Below are 14,742 nucleotides of genomic sequence, written 5' to 3' on the forward strand. Positions count from 1 at the left end.
CCCTGCCAGGCCCACCTCGCCGCGGTGGAAGGCCTCGGGCCCGAGAGACGCTGAAGCCGTACGCCCGGGGTATCCGCCTGAACATGCTTGCTCTGATTGCCTACCGCTCCTACCACGGCACAACAACCGTGTGGGCCTTCGTCGTTGCCATCCTCATCGTGCTGGTGGCCGGTTGGTGCATCCGACGCCGACGGTAGCCGCGACACCTGGCAACGCGAGGAGAAATCCCCCGACGGCCAGGCCCATGCTGGACGCGATACCCCGCATGCGCGGGATGCGCGGGCAGCCACGTCACTGGCCGGCTGACTACTCGCCGACGCGGCTACGCCTACGACGAGTACCGCCGACTGTTCCGGGCTCGCGGCAGTGGGTGGTCTCTTGCCGGGCGAAAATCGCGAAATGGGGTCCGGTTTCGGCTGCTACATGTCGCGATCGTTGGTCTCGGACGCTGGTGTCAGCCACCGCAGGCGGTCCTTTACTTGTCCGCTCGATAGAGCTTGATATTCCTGTTGACGAAGAGGTGGACGTAGCCGCACCGCCAGCAGATCAGGCCGGTGGCGCTCTCGTCGGCCCAGGCCAACTTCATGAACTCCATGCCGGTGCTGTTGAGCAGGACATCCCGCTCTCGGAACAGATCCCCTTTGCAGACCTGGCAGTTGAGCCAGACATCGCCCAGTGCTGCACGTACCGGTTTTTTCGCCATCGCGTGAACGCCCCCGTCCCTGCCATTCGTAGTCGAAGTGAACCTATGTCTCCGACATGCGCATGACTATTGGCTTTGAGCAAGATCAGAGGTTCTCCCCGACCGCAGGGCGAGCGTCTTTGTGCGCGGGAACCGGCAGCTCGTGCACCACGTCAAGTCAACTGGTACGAGAGGAAGGTGCACGTGACAAGGTTGGCTGTTTCGGTCGGCAGCGGCCTGCTGGTCGTCGGGATCACGGCAGGGGTGTGGTGGAACTGGTTCCGCGAGCCATACACCCTGGCCGACGGGCCCAAGGTCGACGTGAAGGTGCGGGCGGAAAAGTCCACGTACCCCGACGTACAGGAGACGACCGAGGACGTCGACACTCTCGTACGGGTCTACGTGCAGCGGCTCAAGGGCGGAGACGCGAAGGGCATAGCCGAGCTGGCCGGCCCCGCTTACAAGCAGCCTGGGCCCACCGCGGCCACGTACGTGCGCGAGTACGGCCAGGCAGCGGGCGGCCCCGTTGACGTCACCGTGCTGGAGGGGCCGGTCAGCTACTTCAACTCGGTGACAGTGGCGTACAAACAAACCGGTCAGCGGCAGGAGCTGCTGCTGGTGAAGGATGACGGGCTCTGGTGGATAGGTCTCGGCGACGGCGACCCCGCGGCGGGCTTGTAGCGACAGCCACGAAGGGCGAGCCCTGACGTGCGGACTCTGGATGATGTCGACGTCTCCAGGCTCGCCGGCTGTTTCCGCCTCGTGGACTTGGCACAGGACCGGTCGAGAACTTCAGCCACGTGACACCCGGATGCTCTACTGCGGCTGCGAGGCGATCTGGATCAGGTTGCCGCAGGTGTCATCGAAAACGGCGGTGGTGACGGGGCCCATCTCCAGGGGCTCCTGAGTGAAGCGGACGCCGAGACCGAGCAGGCGCTCGTACTCCCCCTGTACGTCCTCGACGGCGAACTGGGCGAGGGGGATGCCGTCCTGGACGAGGGCGTCGCGGTAGGGCTTGACGGCCGGGTGCCCGGCGGGTTCCAGAAGGAGTTCGGTGCCGTCGAGCTGCTCGGGCGAGACGACGGTCAGCCACCGGGCCTGCTCACCGAGCGGGACGTCGTGCTTCTTCACGAAGCCGAGGATCTCGGTGTAGAAGTGCTCGGCCTTGGCCTGGTCGTCGACGAAGACGCTGGTCAGGTGGATCTTCATGGGGTGACTTCTTCCGGTGGGGAGGTGTCGGGCACGGGCCATCGTTCGGTGATCCGCCGCAGCGGCGAGGTGTTCAGGTCGTGGAACTTGTAACGGCCTTCCCGTCGGGTCTCGACGAGACCGGCGGCCTCCAGCACGGCGAGATGCTGGGAGACCGCCTGCCGCGAAAGGCTGAGCTGGTGCTTCATGGACAGTCGCGAGCAGATCTCGAACAGGGTCTGTCCGGACTTCAGCGCGAGCTCGTCGAGGATGGTGCGGCGGGTGGCGTCGGCCAAGGCTTTGAAAATGTCGTCGGCCACACCCACACCATAGGCAAGTGCCGGCTTGCCTATCAAGTCTCAGGGCTCCGTGTCTCCAGTCCGCACCACCGACGGTTCGCCCGCGGTGGGTGGTCTCGCAGCACCCGCCGACGCCCGCCGACCCGACGAGAGACAGCCCAAGCGTGCGGTGACGCCGCGCTTCGCGGTCGAAAGTCCCCTGAGTGGCCCAAGGTTTCGCCATGAAAATGGACCAAACCCGTGGGCTGCTCCACTCCTACGATCGGAGACATGACGACGCGCGAAGCGCAGTCCGGCCGGCGCTGACCGGATCGGCCTGCCGTCTCCTGTCAGCCCGCCGAGGGGATGCCGAACGGATCCTCCGCCCGGCAGCGTCTGCACCGAAGAGACAAGCGACCAAGGAGGCAATTCCCATGAAGGCGATCGTGGTGAGGGACCGCACCGCGGAAACGGCCGGGATGACGCTGGAGGAGCGGCCAGAGCCGTCTGCGGCGATCAACGACGTCATCGTGCGGATTCACGCATCGGGCTTCGTGCCCACCGAGATGGAGTGGCCATCGACCTGGACCGATCGCGCCGGCCGTGACAAGACCCCGTCGATCCCGGGCCACGAGCTGGCCGGAGTGGTCACCGCCCTCGGCTACGGCACGACGGGACTGTCGGTCGGGCAGCGGGTGTTCGGCCTCGCCGACTGGCACCGTGACGGCACCCTGGCGGAGTACGTGGCGATCGAGGCACGCAACCTCGCACCCCTGCCCGGCGACGTCGACTACACGGTGGGCGCCTCCCTGCCCACCTCAGGTCTGACCGCGTGGCAGGGACTGTTCCAGCACGGCCGCCTTCAGCCCGGCCAGACCGTCCTCGCCCACGGCGCGGCCGGCGCGGTCGGGACGATGGTGACCCAGCTCGCACGGGAGGCCGGCGCCTACGTCATCGGCACCGGACGCACCGCCGACCGTGAGAAGGCACTCGACTTCGGCTCGCATGAGTTCGTCGACCTCGCGCATGACGCGCTGGAGGACGTCGGCGCCGTCGATCTCGTCTTCGATGTCCTCGGTGGCGACGTTCAGAAGCGGTCCGCTGCCCTGATCAGGGCTGGAGGAACGCTCGTGTCCGTCATCGGTCCGGTCGAGGCACGACCCGCTGATGGCCTGGCGGTGGACTTCGTGGTCGAGGCCGATCGCGCCGAACTGGGTGAGATCGTGCAGCGGGTGCGCGACGGAAGGCTGCGGACGAACATCGGTGACGTCTCGACCCTCGACGACGCCGTCGCCACCCTCAACCCGACCGAGCGACGCAAAGGAAAGACGATCATCCGCGTTCGTCCTTGAGGACTCGGGAACGGCGACCCCCGGCGGCCTGGGCAGGCGGGCGTCATTCCTCGCCTCCCACGGCGGACCGCTGGGGCGTCCACAGAAGGGCGCCGTGGCGCCGCTCCCACCACAGGCCGGTCCGCCGTGTATGGGCGAAACCGGTAACGAAGAAGAGATACGAGGGTCCGCCCGGAGCGGGCTCGGATGTGCGTGGACGCCTGACGCTTGAGGCTGTCATGATCACGCGGCGTGTGCCGCAGTCCGGCCGTCTCTCGTGCGGCCTCGCCTCTTCGGTTTGGGGACGCTACTGAGTGCCGTCGCCGTGGGTTCGAAGGTGGTCGGCGCCTTGGTGTTCGCGGCAACCGACCTGCTGCGGGGGGGGGTGACAGGACTGGTGTCGGTCGCAGCGCTCCTTCTCGGCGTGCATGCCATTCGGACGTCCCAACGTTCCGCACATGCCGATGCGCGAATCTTGGACAAGCTCTAGCCACAGGCAGCATTCAGGCGGGAGAGGCGGGGCACAAGGCGCCGCCCGGTCCGCAAGCTGTCTGCTCGTGGAGACAACCAGAACCCCAGTCACCGTGAACCGGCTGGGAGCCTTTCGCGCCGCGCAGCTGCGAACGCGTCCAGCGCGGCCCACAAGACACAGCACCCACCTCAAGGCTCTCAGTTGCTCCGACCACCGACGCAGCCAGAGTTGACGGTCGGGTCCCCGTGCTTCCGACGCCACGCCCGCCTGCGACTGGCCGACGAGCCTTCCCCTCACGTGGCGGCAGGCGGCCCGGCGACCGCCTTCGTCGGTCCTCGGCCTCGGCGATCGCGGGTTCGCATCAGCCATGAGACGAAGCATTTGAACATGTTCAATACTGCTGGCAGGATGACGTCCGACAACCGTCCACGGCTTGAGGGCGGTTGCGCCTCTACCTCTGAGGACCGATGACATGGCTCTGGCTCTGCTCCTGCTTCTGATCGTCGCTGGGCTCGTCGTCTTTGCGGTCACCGTGCTCGGCATCCATGCCGTGCTGCTCGGACGCATGCCCGGCCCACGGCTGGCGGGATGGATCCGCCGGCCAAGGCTCTGGGGAGTCGGCGTGCTGCTCATGGTCTGTTCCGCACGGTTCGGCGGCGCCACCGCGCTGGTGATCGGGCTCGGGCTGGTCACCCTGGGCCATGTCGCGAAGCCCGCAGCCCGACCGCAGCTGCCCCGTTGATTCGACCCGATACCCGGCCTCGGTGGCCCGACCGAGACCAAGTGCAACGTACTCGCCCGCCACTTGCTCCTTCCTCCCCCGGGTATCCGCGAACTCCCTTGAGACGACTGCGACAACTGCCAGTACGAAGGTGCGACCTGGCCGTGCGACACCCTGCACGGCCTCGCGTCGCCTCATGCCGATCCGCCGAAGTACCCCGCAACGTCCTTGAACCGGGAGCAAATGTGACCTCGATATTCCAGACCCACATGGGCGCCCGCTTCGGCCGCCTGCACCCCGAGATCCGGCGGCGCTTCTCCGTCGGGCTCCACAGTGGCGAAGCCTGCGTCGGGCGCGGGACGATGGAGCAGATCCGCCGGTGCCCCTTTCGTCAAGCCCTTCCTCCGGCTGGGCGGCACGCGCAACATCCTCGTCCCACGTCAGGGGCGCCAAGTACCTTTCGTCATCGAGAACTTCCCCTATATGGACTCCTTCGGCCGCGAGACCGTCACCTTCGTACGAACCTTCCAACTGCCCGACGGTCCGCACCGATTCGACGCCACGATGGTCTCCAGTCCGGAGCGCGACTGCATTGTCGACTATCTCGGCACCCACCAGCACCTCGCCAGCGACCTCCACATGAGCGCCGAGCCCGACGGCTCGCTCCTCATCCGCTCCGGCCAGCACCGCTTCCGCGAGGGTCCCGTCGACGTTCGCGTCCCGTCCCTGATCGGGGGCGACGCCGAGGTCCGCGAGTCATTCGACGAGACCACCGGCCGCTTCCATATCCGTGTGCGCGTCACCAACCGGCACTTCGGATTTCTCTTCGGCTACCAAGGCTCCTTCACCGCCGACTACGTCAAGGCGGACGAGAGCGGACTCCGCGCCGATCTGCGGCCAGTCCGCGAGGAAGCCCGCGCGTGAGCACGTCCGGCCGGGCCCCGCCTCGAACGCCTGCTAGATCCCTGCACCCCTGGGCGAGCAGGGCAACGCCAACGCCGCGGGCGGGCCGGCGACCGATGGCGAGCGGAATGGCCTCGGCCTGCGGTACATCGCAGGACGACCCCACACCCGCCTCTTCCGACGCCGTGGTCGGCCCGTGGCGCAGCGACTGCCGTGCCACTCTGCAGATCAGCCAGACCGGCCGGTTCACGTTCGCCGACGTCCCCTCCGCCGATGAACCGAGCTTCAAGCAAGCCCTGTGCGGAGGCGGTAAGTGGCACATCTACCGCGGCGGGCGGCAACACATCACTCCCGAAGGGAACAAGCGTGAATCGACCAGACTGGCGCTTCAGGAGACGCGTTGCCATTCTGTACGGCCTTGCAGGCGTCATCATCTCCGGGACGGCACGGCTGGCGAAGTCGGGACTGGGGGTCGATGTTTCAGACCTCATCGTGGTCCTCATCGCAGCAGCTACAGGCGCCCTGCTGGGTCTCGTCCTCCCGCGCAGTTGGATTCCGTCCGCCAAGGATTGAGCGGGCAGAGGCCGGCTACCGGACCTCCCGGCCCGCTCACCGAAGCTCCCGACCACGCAGCCAGCGCAGGTATCGGCTGCGCGGCGGACGGGTTGAGAGGCGCACGGAGGCCCCACCCCGATCCGCTGGACCAGGAACGTCGTGCCACACTCGTCCGCACTTCAATACGTGCAGGTCGAGAGGGGCTGACCTTGTCAGAGGGTGTGAAGGCAGGGTCGGCCTGGAAGTCGGGCCTGGCGTTCGTGGCGGTGGAGGCGGTCTGCGTCGGCGCCGCTCTGTGGTACCCCGGCGAGCTCATACTGGCCTTCAGCACCGGCTGTATCTCTCCTGGTGAATTGCCGGACACCTCGCGCGAGATGTTCGACCCCTTCAGGGTGATCGCGGTCATGGCCCTGGTCATCATCAGCGTGGTTTCGACCGTGCTCGCCTATCGGATACCCCTGCAGCAGTCGGAGGCGAAGCAACGGTCGGTTGCGGCTCTGAAAGGGCAGTTGGGGTTGTCTCTCGTGATCATCGTGGCGTCCGTCGCCCTCCATGATCCGCACCGCATATACCACTGCGGGTGACTTCGGCGCGTGAGGCCGCCGCTGTCGGCGTACCGCGGTGACGTACGGCGACCGTCGGACCCGTGACCGAACGCCAGCAGTCGCAGGACGACCGGTCGGCCCGCCCGCGAACCTCAGTGTCCATCGCGACCGACTGATCCACCCGCGGCAGCAGGACACAGCCTGAACAGCCGGTGTAACCCGCCGTCTCGTAAGCGGCAGCCACCAGGTCACGCCTCGGTACGCGCCTCCGGTGGCGGTGCAGGGGGCGTAGGCGGTCGCTCGATGGTGAACGCTCGGGTGACCGGATCGACTCGGGCCGACAGCACCGTCCCCTGCGTGGCGCTTCCGAACCGGTGCTGCGGGACCTCATTGCTGCACTCGAAGGGTTCGAAACCCGGGCCGCTGATGCGCATCAGGAGGCGGACCTGGTCGTAGTGGTCGTTGGTCGGCGGTGCGGAGGCGACCGCCAGAACCAGCGCGGTCGCGTCGACGCCCAGCGCGGCGAGTTGGAGCGTGGCACGCCGTTCCTCACGCGCGGAGAGGAGGGTGGACAACCCGACGCAGGCGACGAACGCCGCGGCCAGGGCGAGGCCGGCTCCGACCCACACCCACCCACTGCCCGTCGCATCGAGGTCGGCGACGGTCCGGACGGTGACGTAGACGGAGGCCCCTCCCGCGCCGAGGAACAGGACCGCGCCCACGGCGCACGCGACTGCTGTGATCACCGGGCCCTTGGGGTCCAGCAGGACGGGTTCATGGGCGCGAGTGCTGGCCATGGTCGCACCCTAGCCAAGGACATGGGGGCGTGAGCAGGGGGCGACCCGGGCAATCGACGGCTTCCGGCCGTAGAACGCCGAACCTCCCAGTACACGAAGCCCATGACCCTTCACGCACAGCATGACCGGGCAAGCTGGAGCCAGGAGGCGGTCGCGGTCGGCAGGTCGGCCCCGCGCACATCCAGACAGCAGCGCAGCTGGAACCCCGCAGACCTTCGTTCACAGCGGAACCTCACCCGTGGCGTTCTCCGTATGGATTCACGCGTCGACGCATACTGGTAATGACCGCTCAGGGGCTTGGTCCGCCGCCGGCCGACCGTCCCCGATCCACTGTCGCGAGGTGACGCTCATGGCCACCTTTCTCCTGGTCCACGGTGCCATGCACGGTGGATGGTGCTGGCGAAAGGTACGCGACGCCCTGACGGCACACGGACATCGGGTGTTCACGCCCAGTCTCACGGGACAGGGCGAGCGCAGCAGCCAGTTGTCGCCGTCGGTCGGAGTCTCCACCCACATCGACGACGTGACGGATCTGCTCTGGTACGAGGATCTCCAGGACGTCCACCTCGTCCTGCACAGCTACTCCGGCATCCTGGCGGGCCCGGTCGCGGAACGCGCGCGAGGGCGCCTGAGCAGCGTGGTGTGGCTCGGCGGGTTCGTCGTGAGCCCGGGTGAATGTCTCCTGGACGTCGAACCGCCGGAGGTCGCCCGGCGCTATCGCGAGCAGGTGGCCGCGGCCGGCGAAGGCTGGTACCTGCCGGCCGACCCCGCCTTCCTGTCGCAGTGGGGTGTACGCGACGAAATGGTCCGCGCCTGGGCAGGTCCCCGCCTCACGGCCTTCCCGTTCCGCTGCCAAACCGAGGCCGTACGATTCGACCCCGCGCCTCTCGAAGCACTCCCCCGGTTCTACGTACGGCACACAGAGCCGCCGTTGCCCAGTCTGGACGCGTCCTTCGCCACCGCGGTCGCCCAGGGTTGCGCCGTACGGACACTCGCCGCCGGTCACGACATGATGCTGGAAGCACCCCATGCGACGGCCCGCATCCTCCGGGAGATGACGGCACTCGCGGACTCATCGCCCTAGCCAAATACCAGTGCACCACGGATGGTTGGGCGAACGCTGCGCCTCCCAGCTCCGGGCCGGAATCAATCAGTTCGACTGCGCTCCCATTGCATAGGCTGAGCCACCGCGATGAGGGAGGGGATGTCTCGGAGGCCGTCGGCCGACGAAGCGGTGGGGCTGCTTGAAGGTGAATGGGGAACAGAGCATGCCGCACTCGCCGGCCTTGACGCGGAGAAGGTCTGGCAGGCGTTCCTCCGCTTCTGTCGATGGCTGTTCGACGTCTCGGAGCGCCCGATGGTGATGGCCTTCTGTTCCAGTACGGGACCTACTCGTTCGACGGTTGTCAGACGCTCACGCTGAGTCTGACTCGGCAGTTCGAGGTGTCCGACGCCGATGGTGATCACGATCACTACGTGCAGGTCCATTGCGAGATCCGATACGCGTCCGGACTTGCCGTCGAGGCACTGGGGAGCTTCGGCTCTTGGTTCTTCCACGGCGCTGGTGCTGTCGCGCCGTGGCCCGGTACGCCGCCCGTTCGGTGCGAGGCGCAGTGCGAGCGGTGCTCTGGTGCGGAATTTCGAGCTGCTCCTTTGTACTGCCGCGAGCTGAGGCTGAGGAGTTCCACACCTCGCACACCACCTCGGGCTCCCCCCATGTTGCGCCGCTCGGGTGGGGCGGCTGCCCGACGGTCTCGCCATCGCCGATCTCGTCGAAAACACACCGTTCGTCGGAAAGCTCGGGCGGTATCCGGCATGACCGACCCGTCCTCGAGGAAGCATGGTGGGGCCGCTCCGGCCGCACCCGCACATGAGGAGGCTCATGACCGACGCCGCACCGGGCACCCCCGAACGCCACATGCACTTGCTTCCGCGCTCCTACGACCAGGTCGAAGCCGGACGCAAGACGATCGAAGTCCGCGTCGCCACCCCGGAGAAGGCCGATGTCTCAGCCGGAGACACGATCGTCTTCCACGACCGAGGCAGCGGCCGGGAACTCGACATCAAGGTGAACCGGGTGACCTCGTACACCTCGTTCGAGGCCCTGCTCAACGTGGAGGACCACACCCGCATCGACCCGGACGCGACGAGAGCCGAACTCCTGGCCGGCCTCCGGGCGATCTACCCGCCGGCCCAAGAAGCGCTCGGTGTCATCGTCATCGCTTACGACCACCGGACCGCACGGGCCGGCCGCCCCACGCCGATGACGCCCTCCCAGTACGCGGAGACGCTTCCCCATCACACCATGTACGGCGGCCTGTACGTACGGGACGACCACGACCGGCCGGTGCAGTTGCGGTCGGTCCACGGATCCCGGCCCTGGCAATTCCCCGGCGGCGACCTCGACGTCGGAGAAGACCCGCTCCAGACCGCCCATCGTGAAACGTTCGAGGAGACCGGCCTCGAACTCGACGCGGACACGCCGCGACTGCTCATGGTGTACTTCCTGCGCACCAGCACCCAGACGTCCCTCGACAAAGCAGGGCTCATCTTCGACGGCGGCCGGCTCGGCGCCGATCAGCTCCGCCGGATCCGCCTCGATCCCGCCGAACACGACATGTGGGCCGTCCACGACCTACCCGACTGGCAGGTGCTGATGGCCCCTCGCGACTTCGCCCGCCTCGACGCCGTCGAGAGAGCCCGCCGCGGCGAGGGCCCCGCCTACCTCGTCACGCATGCCTGATCCGCGTCACGCCGCCCACCGAGGAGTCGACTTGCCCGCCGAGGACATCAACAGCGAAGCCTGGAACGTCTACGGGCGACGCCAACTCGCCCGCGCCTACACCCCGTCGGTCCCTGACCAGATCTCCTGGACACCCTGGGAGAACGTCGGACCGGGCGTCGGAATCCTCGGAGACATCGCCGGCCGACGCGTCCTGGACATCGGCTCCGGAGCCGGCCACCACGCCGTCCACCTCGCGCAGGGCCACGGCGCCCACGTCACCGGCATCGAACTGTCCCCCACCCAGCACCAACGCGCCGTCTCCGCCCATGGACACATCGAGAACGTGGAGTTCGCCCAAGGAGACGTCGCCGAGTACCTGGCCGATGCCGAACCGTTCGACGCCGCCTACGCCATCGGGACGCTCGCTTTCATCGACCCCCACCGCGCCCTTCCGGCACTGTACGAAGGTCTGCGTCCCGGAGCGCCGCTGGTCCTCTCCCTCCTCCACACGGACCTCCACGGTCATGGGCCCTCCACGAAGCCGGCTCCACGCGAACAGATGATCCTGCTGCGCGACGACCCGCCTTTGGCCACCCAGATGTGGGTACTGGCACCCCAGTTGTGGGAGGCCCTGCTCACGCAGTACGGCTTCCGCGTCGAGGCGATCGACCTGCTGCACCACCCTGACAAGAACGTCCCGGTCATCCAACAGCTCATCCACGCCCGCCGGCTGACGCACCGGCCGGCACGGATCAGCAGCCGCCCCCGCACCACCGAACCACCGACCCCTCACGCAGCCGTCGGCGTCGGAACCATCCTTCTCGGCGAGCAGGGACTCCTCCTCGGCCGCCATCGCCGCGGCACCCTCGAACTGCCGGGCGGAACCGTCGAAGCCGGGGAGTCGTTCGAAGCCACCGCCGTTCGCGAACTCGCCGAGGAAACCGGACTGATCGCCGAGCTCGGCGACGTTCAGCTCCTGGGCACACTCGTCGACTACGTGGAGGGAGTCCCGCGGATCACCGTCGGAGCGATCGTTCACGCCTGGCGGGGAGAACCCGCCACGCAGCCCGACGAGAGCGTAGGCGACTGGGCATGGCACCCCCTCGACCGCCTCCCCAACGGCCTCTTCGTATGCAGCGCCCAGATCCTCACAGCCTGGCGCCCTGACCTGCCCATCGACCACACACCCGCGCACTTCACGCCCTTCACCCCGGCATCCCCCCACCAACAACGACGGACGGTCCTCCGTGAACGGGAGCACGGGCCCAGCTCGTAGGCCTCGGAGCAGGCGAGGGATTCTCTTGGCGCCGGCGCACCGCCTCGGAGCACCCCGCCCGCACTAACCCCGCCCCTGGAGACCCTCCCTCGCCGCGCCCAGTTGGCGCAGGAGGCTGTGATGGTCGGTGCGTACCCACTCCTCGACGAGGCGTCCGCGGTCGTCGAAGCGGAAGATGTTCATCAGGTCGAAGACGACGCGTTTGCCGTTGGGGGGCAGCGGGCCGATGGGTGACTGGGTGAACTCGCGGACGAAGGTGCCTTCGATCCATGTCTGGCAGGCCAGGTGGTCGCCCTCGGCCACCACGATGCCGCGTCGGATCGACCGGTCGTCGAAGGCCTCGCGTACTGACGCGAAGTAGGCGTCGAGCCCGGCGAAGTCGGATTCGAAGCCGTCGGGTCCGTGGAAGCGGAACTTCTCCGTGTCGAAGTACGTCGCGGCCTCGGCCGGAGCCTCGCCCGACACCTCCAGCTCACCGGCCCGGACCAGGCGCGCCACCAGTTCGTCTCGTGTGTATCGCTGTGTCATACCGCCAGCCTGCACTCTCCCCAGGCATGCGGTCCAACGATGGTTCGGCATCGTTTCCATGAGGAATACGCATGTTAGGGTCGCGATCATGGCCGAGTTCACCCTCGCGGGTCTCCGCATCGTTCACCAGGTCGCCGCCGCGGGATCGTTCACGCGGGCTGCCGAAACGCTCGGCTACACCCAGTCGGCCGTCTCCCGTCAGGTCGCCGCCATGGAGGCGGCGGCGGGCGCGCCGATCTTCGACCGCGGCCGGCGTGGGGCCGCGCTCACCCCGGCGGGCCAGGTGCTCGTCCGCCGCGCGGCGGAGATCCTGGCCGACATGGCGGAGACCGAGCTGGAACTCGCCGGTCTGCGCGACCGGCTCGCGGGCCGTCTCACGGTCGGCGCCTACCCCACCGCCGCCATGGCCCTGGTCCCGCGAGCGACGGCGCAGGTGACCTCCGGCCATCCGGGTCTCGCCGTCGTCCTGGAGGAGGCATCGACACCCGCCCTGCTCCGCCGCCTGCGGACCGGGCGGCTGGATGTGGCGGTCATCGGGGTCGGCCACGGCCTGCCGGAGTACGACGTGAGCGAACTCCGGCAGGCAGCGGTGCTCCAGGGCGACATTCTGGTCGTCGTCCCGGAGACGCACCGCCTCGCCGGCCATGACGGCACCACGGTGGCGGATCTGGCCCAGGAACTCTGGATCGTGGGCGACGGGGCAGCGGGCGAGCCCCAGTTCGGCGCCTGGCCGACGTTGTCGGACCCCCGTATCGCCTACACCGCGCGCAGCTGGTCGACCCGCCTCGCTCTGGTCGCGGCCGGCCTGGGCCTGACCGTCATCCCCGACCTGGCGCTGCCCGCCCTGCCGAAGGGCGTACGCGCCGTGCCTGTCACCGACGGCCACTGGCCCGGCCGCGCCACCGTCGTCGTGACCCGACCACACCCTTCCGCCCAGGCACAGGCGATGGTGTCAGCCCTCCAGGATCAGGCGACTCGCCTCCACGAGGCCTGACCCGGGCCTCCTCCGCGCGCCGACCTCACCGGGCGGGACGCCGTCCTACGGCTCGCTGGTGAGCTGCGGGTCCTTCGTCTGGTCGTAGACCTCCTTGCCTGCTGCGTCGTAGGCATGGATGTAGGGGCTCGGACCCGCGTAGTGCGGGCCAGGAGGGGTGTCGGGACGGAGAGTTGCCGCGTAGACGAACGCGCCGCCCGCCATGACAGCCGGGTACTCCTTCGGTTTGTTGCCGTAGCTGACGGTGACCTTGGCAACGTCAGTGGTGTAGTGCCCCGCGCCCAGCATGAGGTACTGCCCCTTGCCGGCGGGTTCGCGGGTGGAGTCGAAGTACTCGATCGAACGGCCGGTCCCCCACAGGCGGTTGTTGATGAAGGTGGGTGGGGAGTCCTGGCTGCTGCCCTTGTCGCCCTTCGAGGCGCACTGCACGTACTGGTCGGCGGAATCGACGGCGACGACGACACCGTCGGAGTTGTCCGAGACCACGGGGGTACGAACGGCGATCACGGCGTGATACTGCGACGCGTCCGGCCCCAGGCAGGAGGACAGGATCTTGGAGACGGTCCCGGGATCGATCGGGGCCGTGGTCGCGTTGGTGATGGTGAAGGCGTCCGGTGACGACTCCGAGTGGGTTCCTCCTGACGTGGAACCGCGGCTTGTGCTGGGAGTCGGTGACGGGGCGCTCGTCCGGTTTTCACCGCTCCGCGCGGGATCGGCGACGCGCGGTTTCGGCTGCCCGGTCGCACCGAACGCGGACACGGCTGCGACACTCACCGCCGCGACACCGGCCGCGACACTCAGCGGCACTGCCCACCTGCGAAGCGGCGAAGCGGCCTTGTGCTCTGGACCGATCTTCATCAGTAGCTCCTCGCGGATCCGCCGGTGGTTCGGCAGATCACGATCGGAAGGAGCCGCAGGAATGCCCTGCATGTCATTCATCGTGCGACTTCCTTCGGGTTGACGGGATTCCTCGAACTGAATGACGCCGCGACCGTGGCATCGCCGACGAGATCGGTCCCGAGCCTCCGACGCGCGCGGTGCAGTCTGGATTTGACGGTTCCCACCGCCACCTTCAGCACCGCTGCGGCCGCCTGCTGGTCCAGACCCGACCACACGCAGAGCTCGACGACTTCACGTTCGTGGCGCGGCAGCCGAGCCAGCGCGCGGTGGATCTCCGACATGCGAAGCTCGTCGTCCACCCTGCCGGCCACACGGTCGGCGTGGTCGCCCACCGACTCGTCGTGCGAAACGAGCCGGTGCAGCAACGCCTCGGCCCGCCGCAGTCGCCGCCTGGTGTTCGACAGCAGGCCGTCCGCGATGCCGAGCAGCCACGGCAGAGCGGAGTCGCGGTCCAGCACGGTCTCGGATCGTCGACGCCAGGCATGCAGGAACACGGTCGATGTGACGTCCTCGGCCTCGGACCAGTCCGCGGTCCGCCGGAAGGCGTAGTTGTAGACGGCCTTCCCGTGCCGGTCAAAGATCCGACCGAACGCCTCCCGGTCGCCGTCGACAGCCCTCGTCCACAGCTCGCGATCAGATATGTCTCTGACCGGTACGGCGGGACCAGCGTCGTTCAGTTCCATGCTCTATACGTGTCCGGCAGCCGACCGAAGGTTCCCGCAAAGCCGACTTCGCTCCAGGTACTTCAGTGAACTGCGGTGGTGTCCGACGTGAGGACCGTAGAACGGGGGGCCGGCCGGTGTCGACGTCCGGCACGATATCCCACGATCCCAACCCACCTGCCCTG

14 protein-coding genes and 1 pseudogene are annotated in these 14,742 nt (G+C 68.0%); 9 read left to right on the top strand and 6 right to left on the bottom strand.

Annotation, left to right across the window (positions count from 1 at the left end; translation table 11 throughout):
- Positions 1–886: 886 nt before the first annotated feature.
- Complete coding sequence (locus OG406_RS05535; protein WP_443067053.1) at positions 887–1,363, top strand: hypothetical protein; 477 nt, start codon at positions 887–889, stop codon at positions 1,361–1,363.
- A gap of 135 nt (positions 1,364–1,498) precedes the next feature.
- Here the strand turns inward: OG406_RS05535 and OG406_RS05540 are convergent, their stop codons facing one another.
- Complete coding sequence (locus OG406_RS05540; protein ID WP_266618155.1) at positions 1,499–1,891, bottom strand: VOC family protein; 393 nt, start codon at positions 1,889–1,891, stop codon at positions 1,499–1,501.
- A complete protein-coding gene (locus OG406_RS05545) occupies positions 1,888–2,190 on the bottom strand; it encodes an ArsR/SmtB family transcription factor (protein WP_164372296.1) in 303 nt (100 codons plus the stop codon). The genes OG406_RS05540 and OG406_RS05545 overlap by 4 nt, the downstream gene beginning before the upstream one ends.
- A 392-nt stretch (positions 2,191–2,582) precedes the next feature.
- Between OG406_RS05545 and OG406_RS05550 the strand changes: the two genes are divergently transcribed.
- From OG406_RS05550 to OG406_RS05565, 4 genes and pseudogenes are all read left to right on the top strand, one after another.
- Positions 2,583–3,500, top strand: a complete 918-nt coding sequence (locus OG406_RS05550; protein WP_329184407.1) for an NADP-dependent oxidoreductase — start codon at positions 2,583–2,585, stop codon at positions 3,498–3,500.
- A gap of 923 nt (positions 3,501–4,423) precedes the next feature.
- Positions 4,424–4,693: a hypothetical protein gene (locus tag OG406_RS05555; protein WP_329184409.1), complete on the top strand. Its 270-nt coding sequence runs from the start codon at positions 4,424–4,426 to the stop codon at positions 4,691–4,693.
- A gap of 224 nt (positions 4,694–4,917) precedes the next feature.
- A pseudogene (locus OG406_RS05560) lies at positions 4,918–5,596 on the top strand (DUF4166 domain-containing protein).
- 743 nt (positions 5,597–6,339) lie between these two features.
- Positions 6,340–6,714: a hypothetical protein gene (locus OG406_RS05565; RefSeq protein ID WP_267049330.1), complete on the top strand. Its 375-nt coding sequence runs from the start codon at positions 6,340–6,342 to the stop codon at positions 6,712–6,714.
- A 209-nt stretch (positions 6,715–6,923) separates the two neighbouring features.
- Here the strand turns inward: OG406_RS05565 and OG406_RS05570 are convergent, their stop codons facing one another.
- The gene (locus tag OG406_RS05570) at positions 6,924–7,472 is read right to left on the bottom strand and encodes a hypothetical protein (protein WP_329184414.1); all 549 of its coding nucleotides are present in this window, start codon (positions 7,470–7,472) and stop codon (positions 6,924–6,926) included.
- Between the two features lie 349 nt (positions 7,473–7,821).
- Here OG406_RS05570 and OG406_RS05575 point away from each other — a divergent pair, with 349 nt between their 5' ends.
- From OG406_RS05575 to OG406_RS05585, 3 genes are all read left to right on the top strand, one after another.
- The gene (locus OG406_RS05575; RefSeq protein ID WP_329184416.1) at positions 7,822–8,556 is read left to right on the top strand and encodes an alpha/beta fold hydrolase; all 735 of its coding nucleotides are present in this window, start codon (positions 7,822–7,824) and stop codon (positions 8,554–8,556) included.
- Positions 8,557–9,354: 798 nt separating this feature from the next.
- Complete coding sequence (locus tag OG406_RS05580) at positions 9,355–10,215, top strand: NUDIX domain-containing protein (protein ID WP_329184419.1); 861 nt, start codon at positions 9,355–9,357, stop codon at positions 10,213–10,215.
- Positions 10,208–11,473, top strand: coding sequence for a bifunctional class I SAM-dependent methyltransferase/NUDIX hydrolase (locus tag OG406_RS05585; protein ID WP_329184421.1), 1,266 nt, complete (start codon positions 10,208–10,210; stop codon positions 11,471–11,473). The genes OG406_RS05580 and OG406_RS05585 overlap by 8 nt, the downstream gene beginning before the upstream one ends.
- Positions 11,474–11,536: 63 nt before the next feature.
- On the opposite strand, the gene OG406_RS05590 is transcribed toward OG406_RS05585, so the two are convergent.
- Positions 11,537–12,001: an ester cyclase gene (locus OG406_RS05590; RefSeq protein ID WP_267049323.1), complete on the bottom strand. Its 465-nt coding sequence runs from the start codon at positions 11,999–12,001 to the stop codon at positions 11,537–11,539.
- A gap of 88 nt (positions 12,002–12,089) precedes the next feature.
- Between OG406_RS05590 and OG406_RS05595 the strand changes: the two genes are divergently transcribed.
- Positions 12,090–12,995, top strand: coding sequence for a LysR family transcriptional regulator (locus OG406_RS05595; RefSeq protein WP_329184424.1), 906 nt, complete (start codon positions 12,090–12,092; stop codon positions 12,993–12,995).
- A 45-nt stretch (positions 12,996–13,040) separates the two neighbouring features.
- On the opposite strand, the gene OG406_RS05600 is transcribed toward OG406_RS05595, so the two are convergent.
- Both OG406_RS05600 and OG406_RS05605 read right to left on the bottom strand, forming a co-directional pair.
- The gene (locus OG406_RS05600) at positions 13,041–13,502 is read right to left on the bottom strand and encodes a hypothetical protein (protein WP_329184425.1); all 462 of its coding nucleotides are present in this window, start codon (positions 13,500–13,502) and stop codon (positions 13,041–13,043) included.
- A gap of 428 nt (positions 13,503–13,930) precedes the next feature.
- Positions 13,931–14,578, bottom strand: a complete 648-nt coding sequence (locus OG406_RS05605) for an RNA polymerase sigma factor (RefSeq protein WP_329184427.1) — start codon at positions 14,576–14,578, stop codon at positions 13,931–13,933.
- Positions 14,579–14,742 lie beyond the last annotated feature (164 nt).

It is taken from the genome of Streptomyces sp. NBC_01428 (assembly GCF_036231965.1).
Lineage (GTDB): Bacteria > Actinomycetota > Actinomycetes > Streptomycetales > Streptomycetaceae > Streptomyces.

Bases quoted from the DNA above. Each gene is read 5' to 3' on its own strand.
- OG406_RS05540 (WP_266618155.1), bottom strand. From the start codon at position 1,891: ATGAAGATCCACCTGACCAGCGTCTTCGTCGACGACCAGGCCAAGGCC.
- OG406_RS05550 (WP_329184407.1), top strand. From the start codon at position 2,583: ATGAAGGCGATCGTGGTGAGGGACCGCACCGCGGAAACGGCCGGGATG.
- OG406_RS05555 (WP_329184409.1), top strand. From the start codon at position 4,424: ATGGCTCTGGCTCTGCTCCTGCTTCTGATCGTCGCTGGGCTCGTCGTC.
- OG406_RS05570 (WP_329184414.1), bottom strand. From the start codon at position 7,472: ATGGCCAGCACTCGCGCCCATGAACCCGTCCTGCTGGACCCCAAGGGC.
- OG406_RS05575 (WP_329184416.1), top strand. From the start codon at position 7,822: ATGGCCACCTTTCTCCTGGTCCACGGTGCCATGCACGGTGGATGGTGC.
- OG406_RS05580 (WP_329184419.1), top strand. From the start codon at position 9,355: ATGACCGACGCCGCACCGGGCACCCCCGAACGCCACATGCACTTGCTT.
- OG406_RS05585 (WP_329184421.1), top strand. From the start codon at position 10,208: ATGCCTGATCCGCGTCACGCCGCCCACCGAGGAGTCGACTTGCCCGCC.
- OG406_RS05590 (WP_267049323.1), bottom strand. From the start codon at position 12,001: ATGACACAGCGATACACACGAGACGAACTGGTGGCGCGCCTGGTCCGG.
- OG406_RS05595 (WP_329184424.1), top strand. From the start codon at position 12,090: ATGGCCGAGTTCACCCTCGCGGGTCTCCGCATCGTTCACCAGGTCGCC.
- OG406_RS05605 (WP_329184427.1), bottom strand. From the start codon at position 14,578: ATGGAACTGAACGACGCTGGTCCCGCCGTACCGGTCAGAGACATATCT.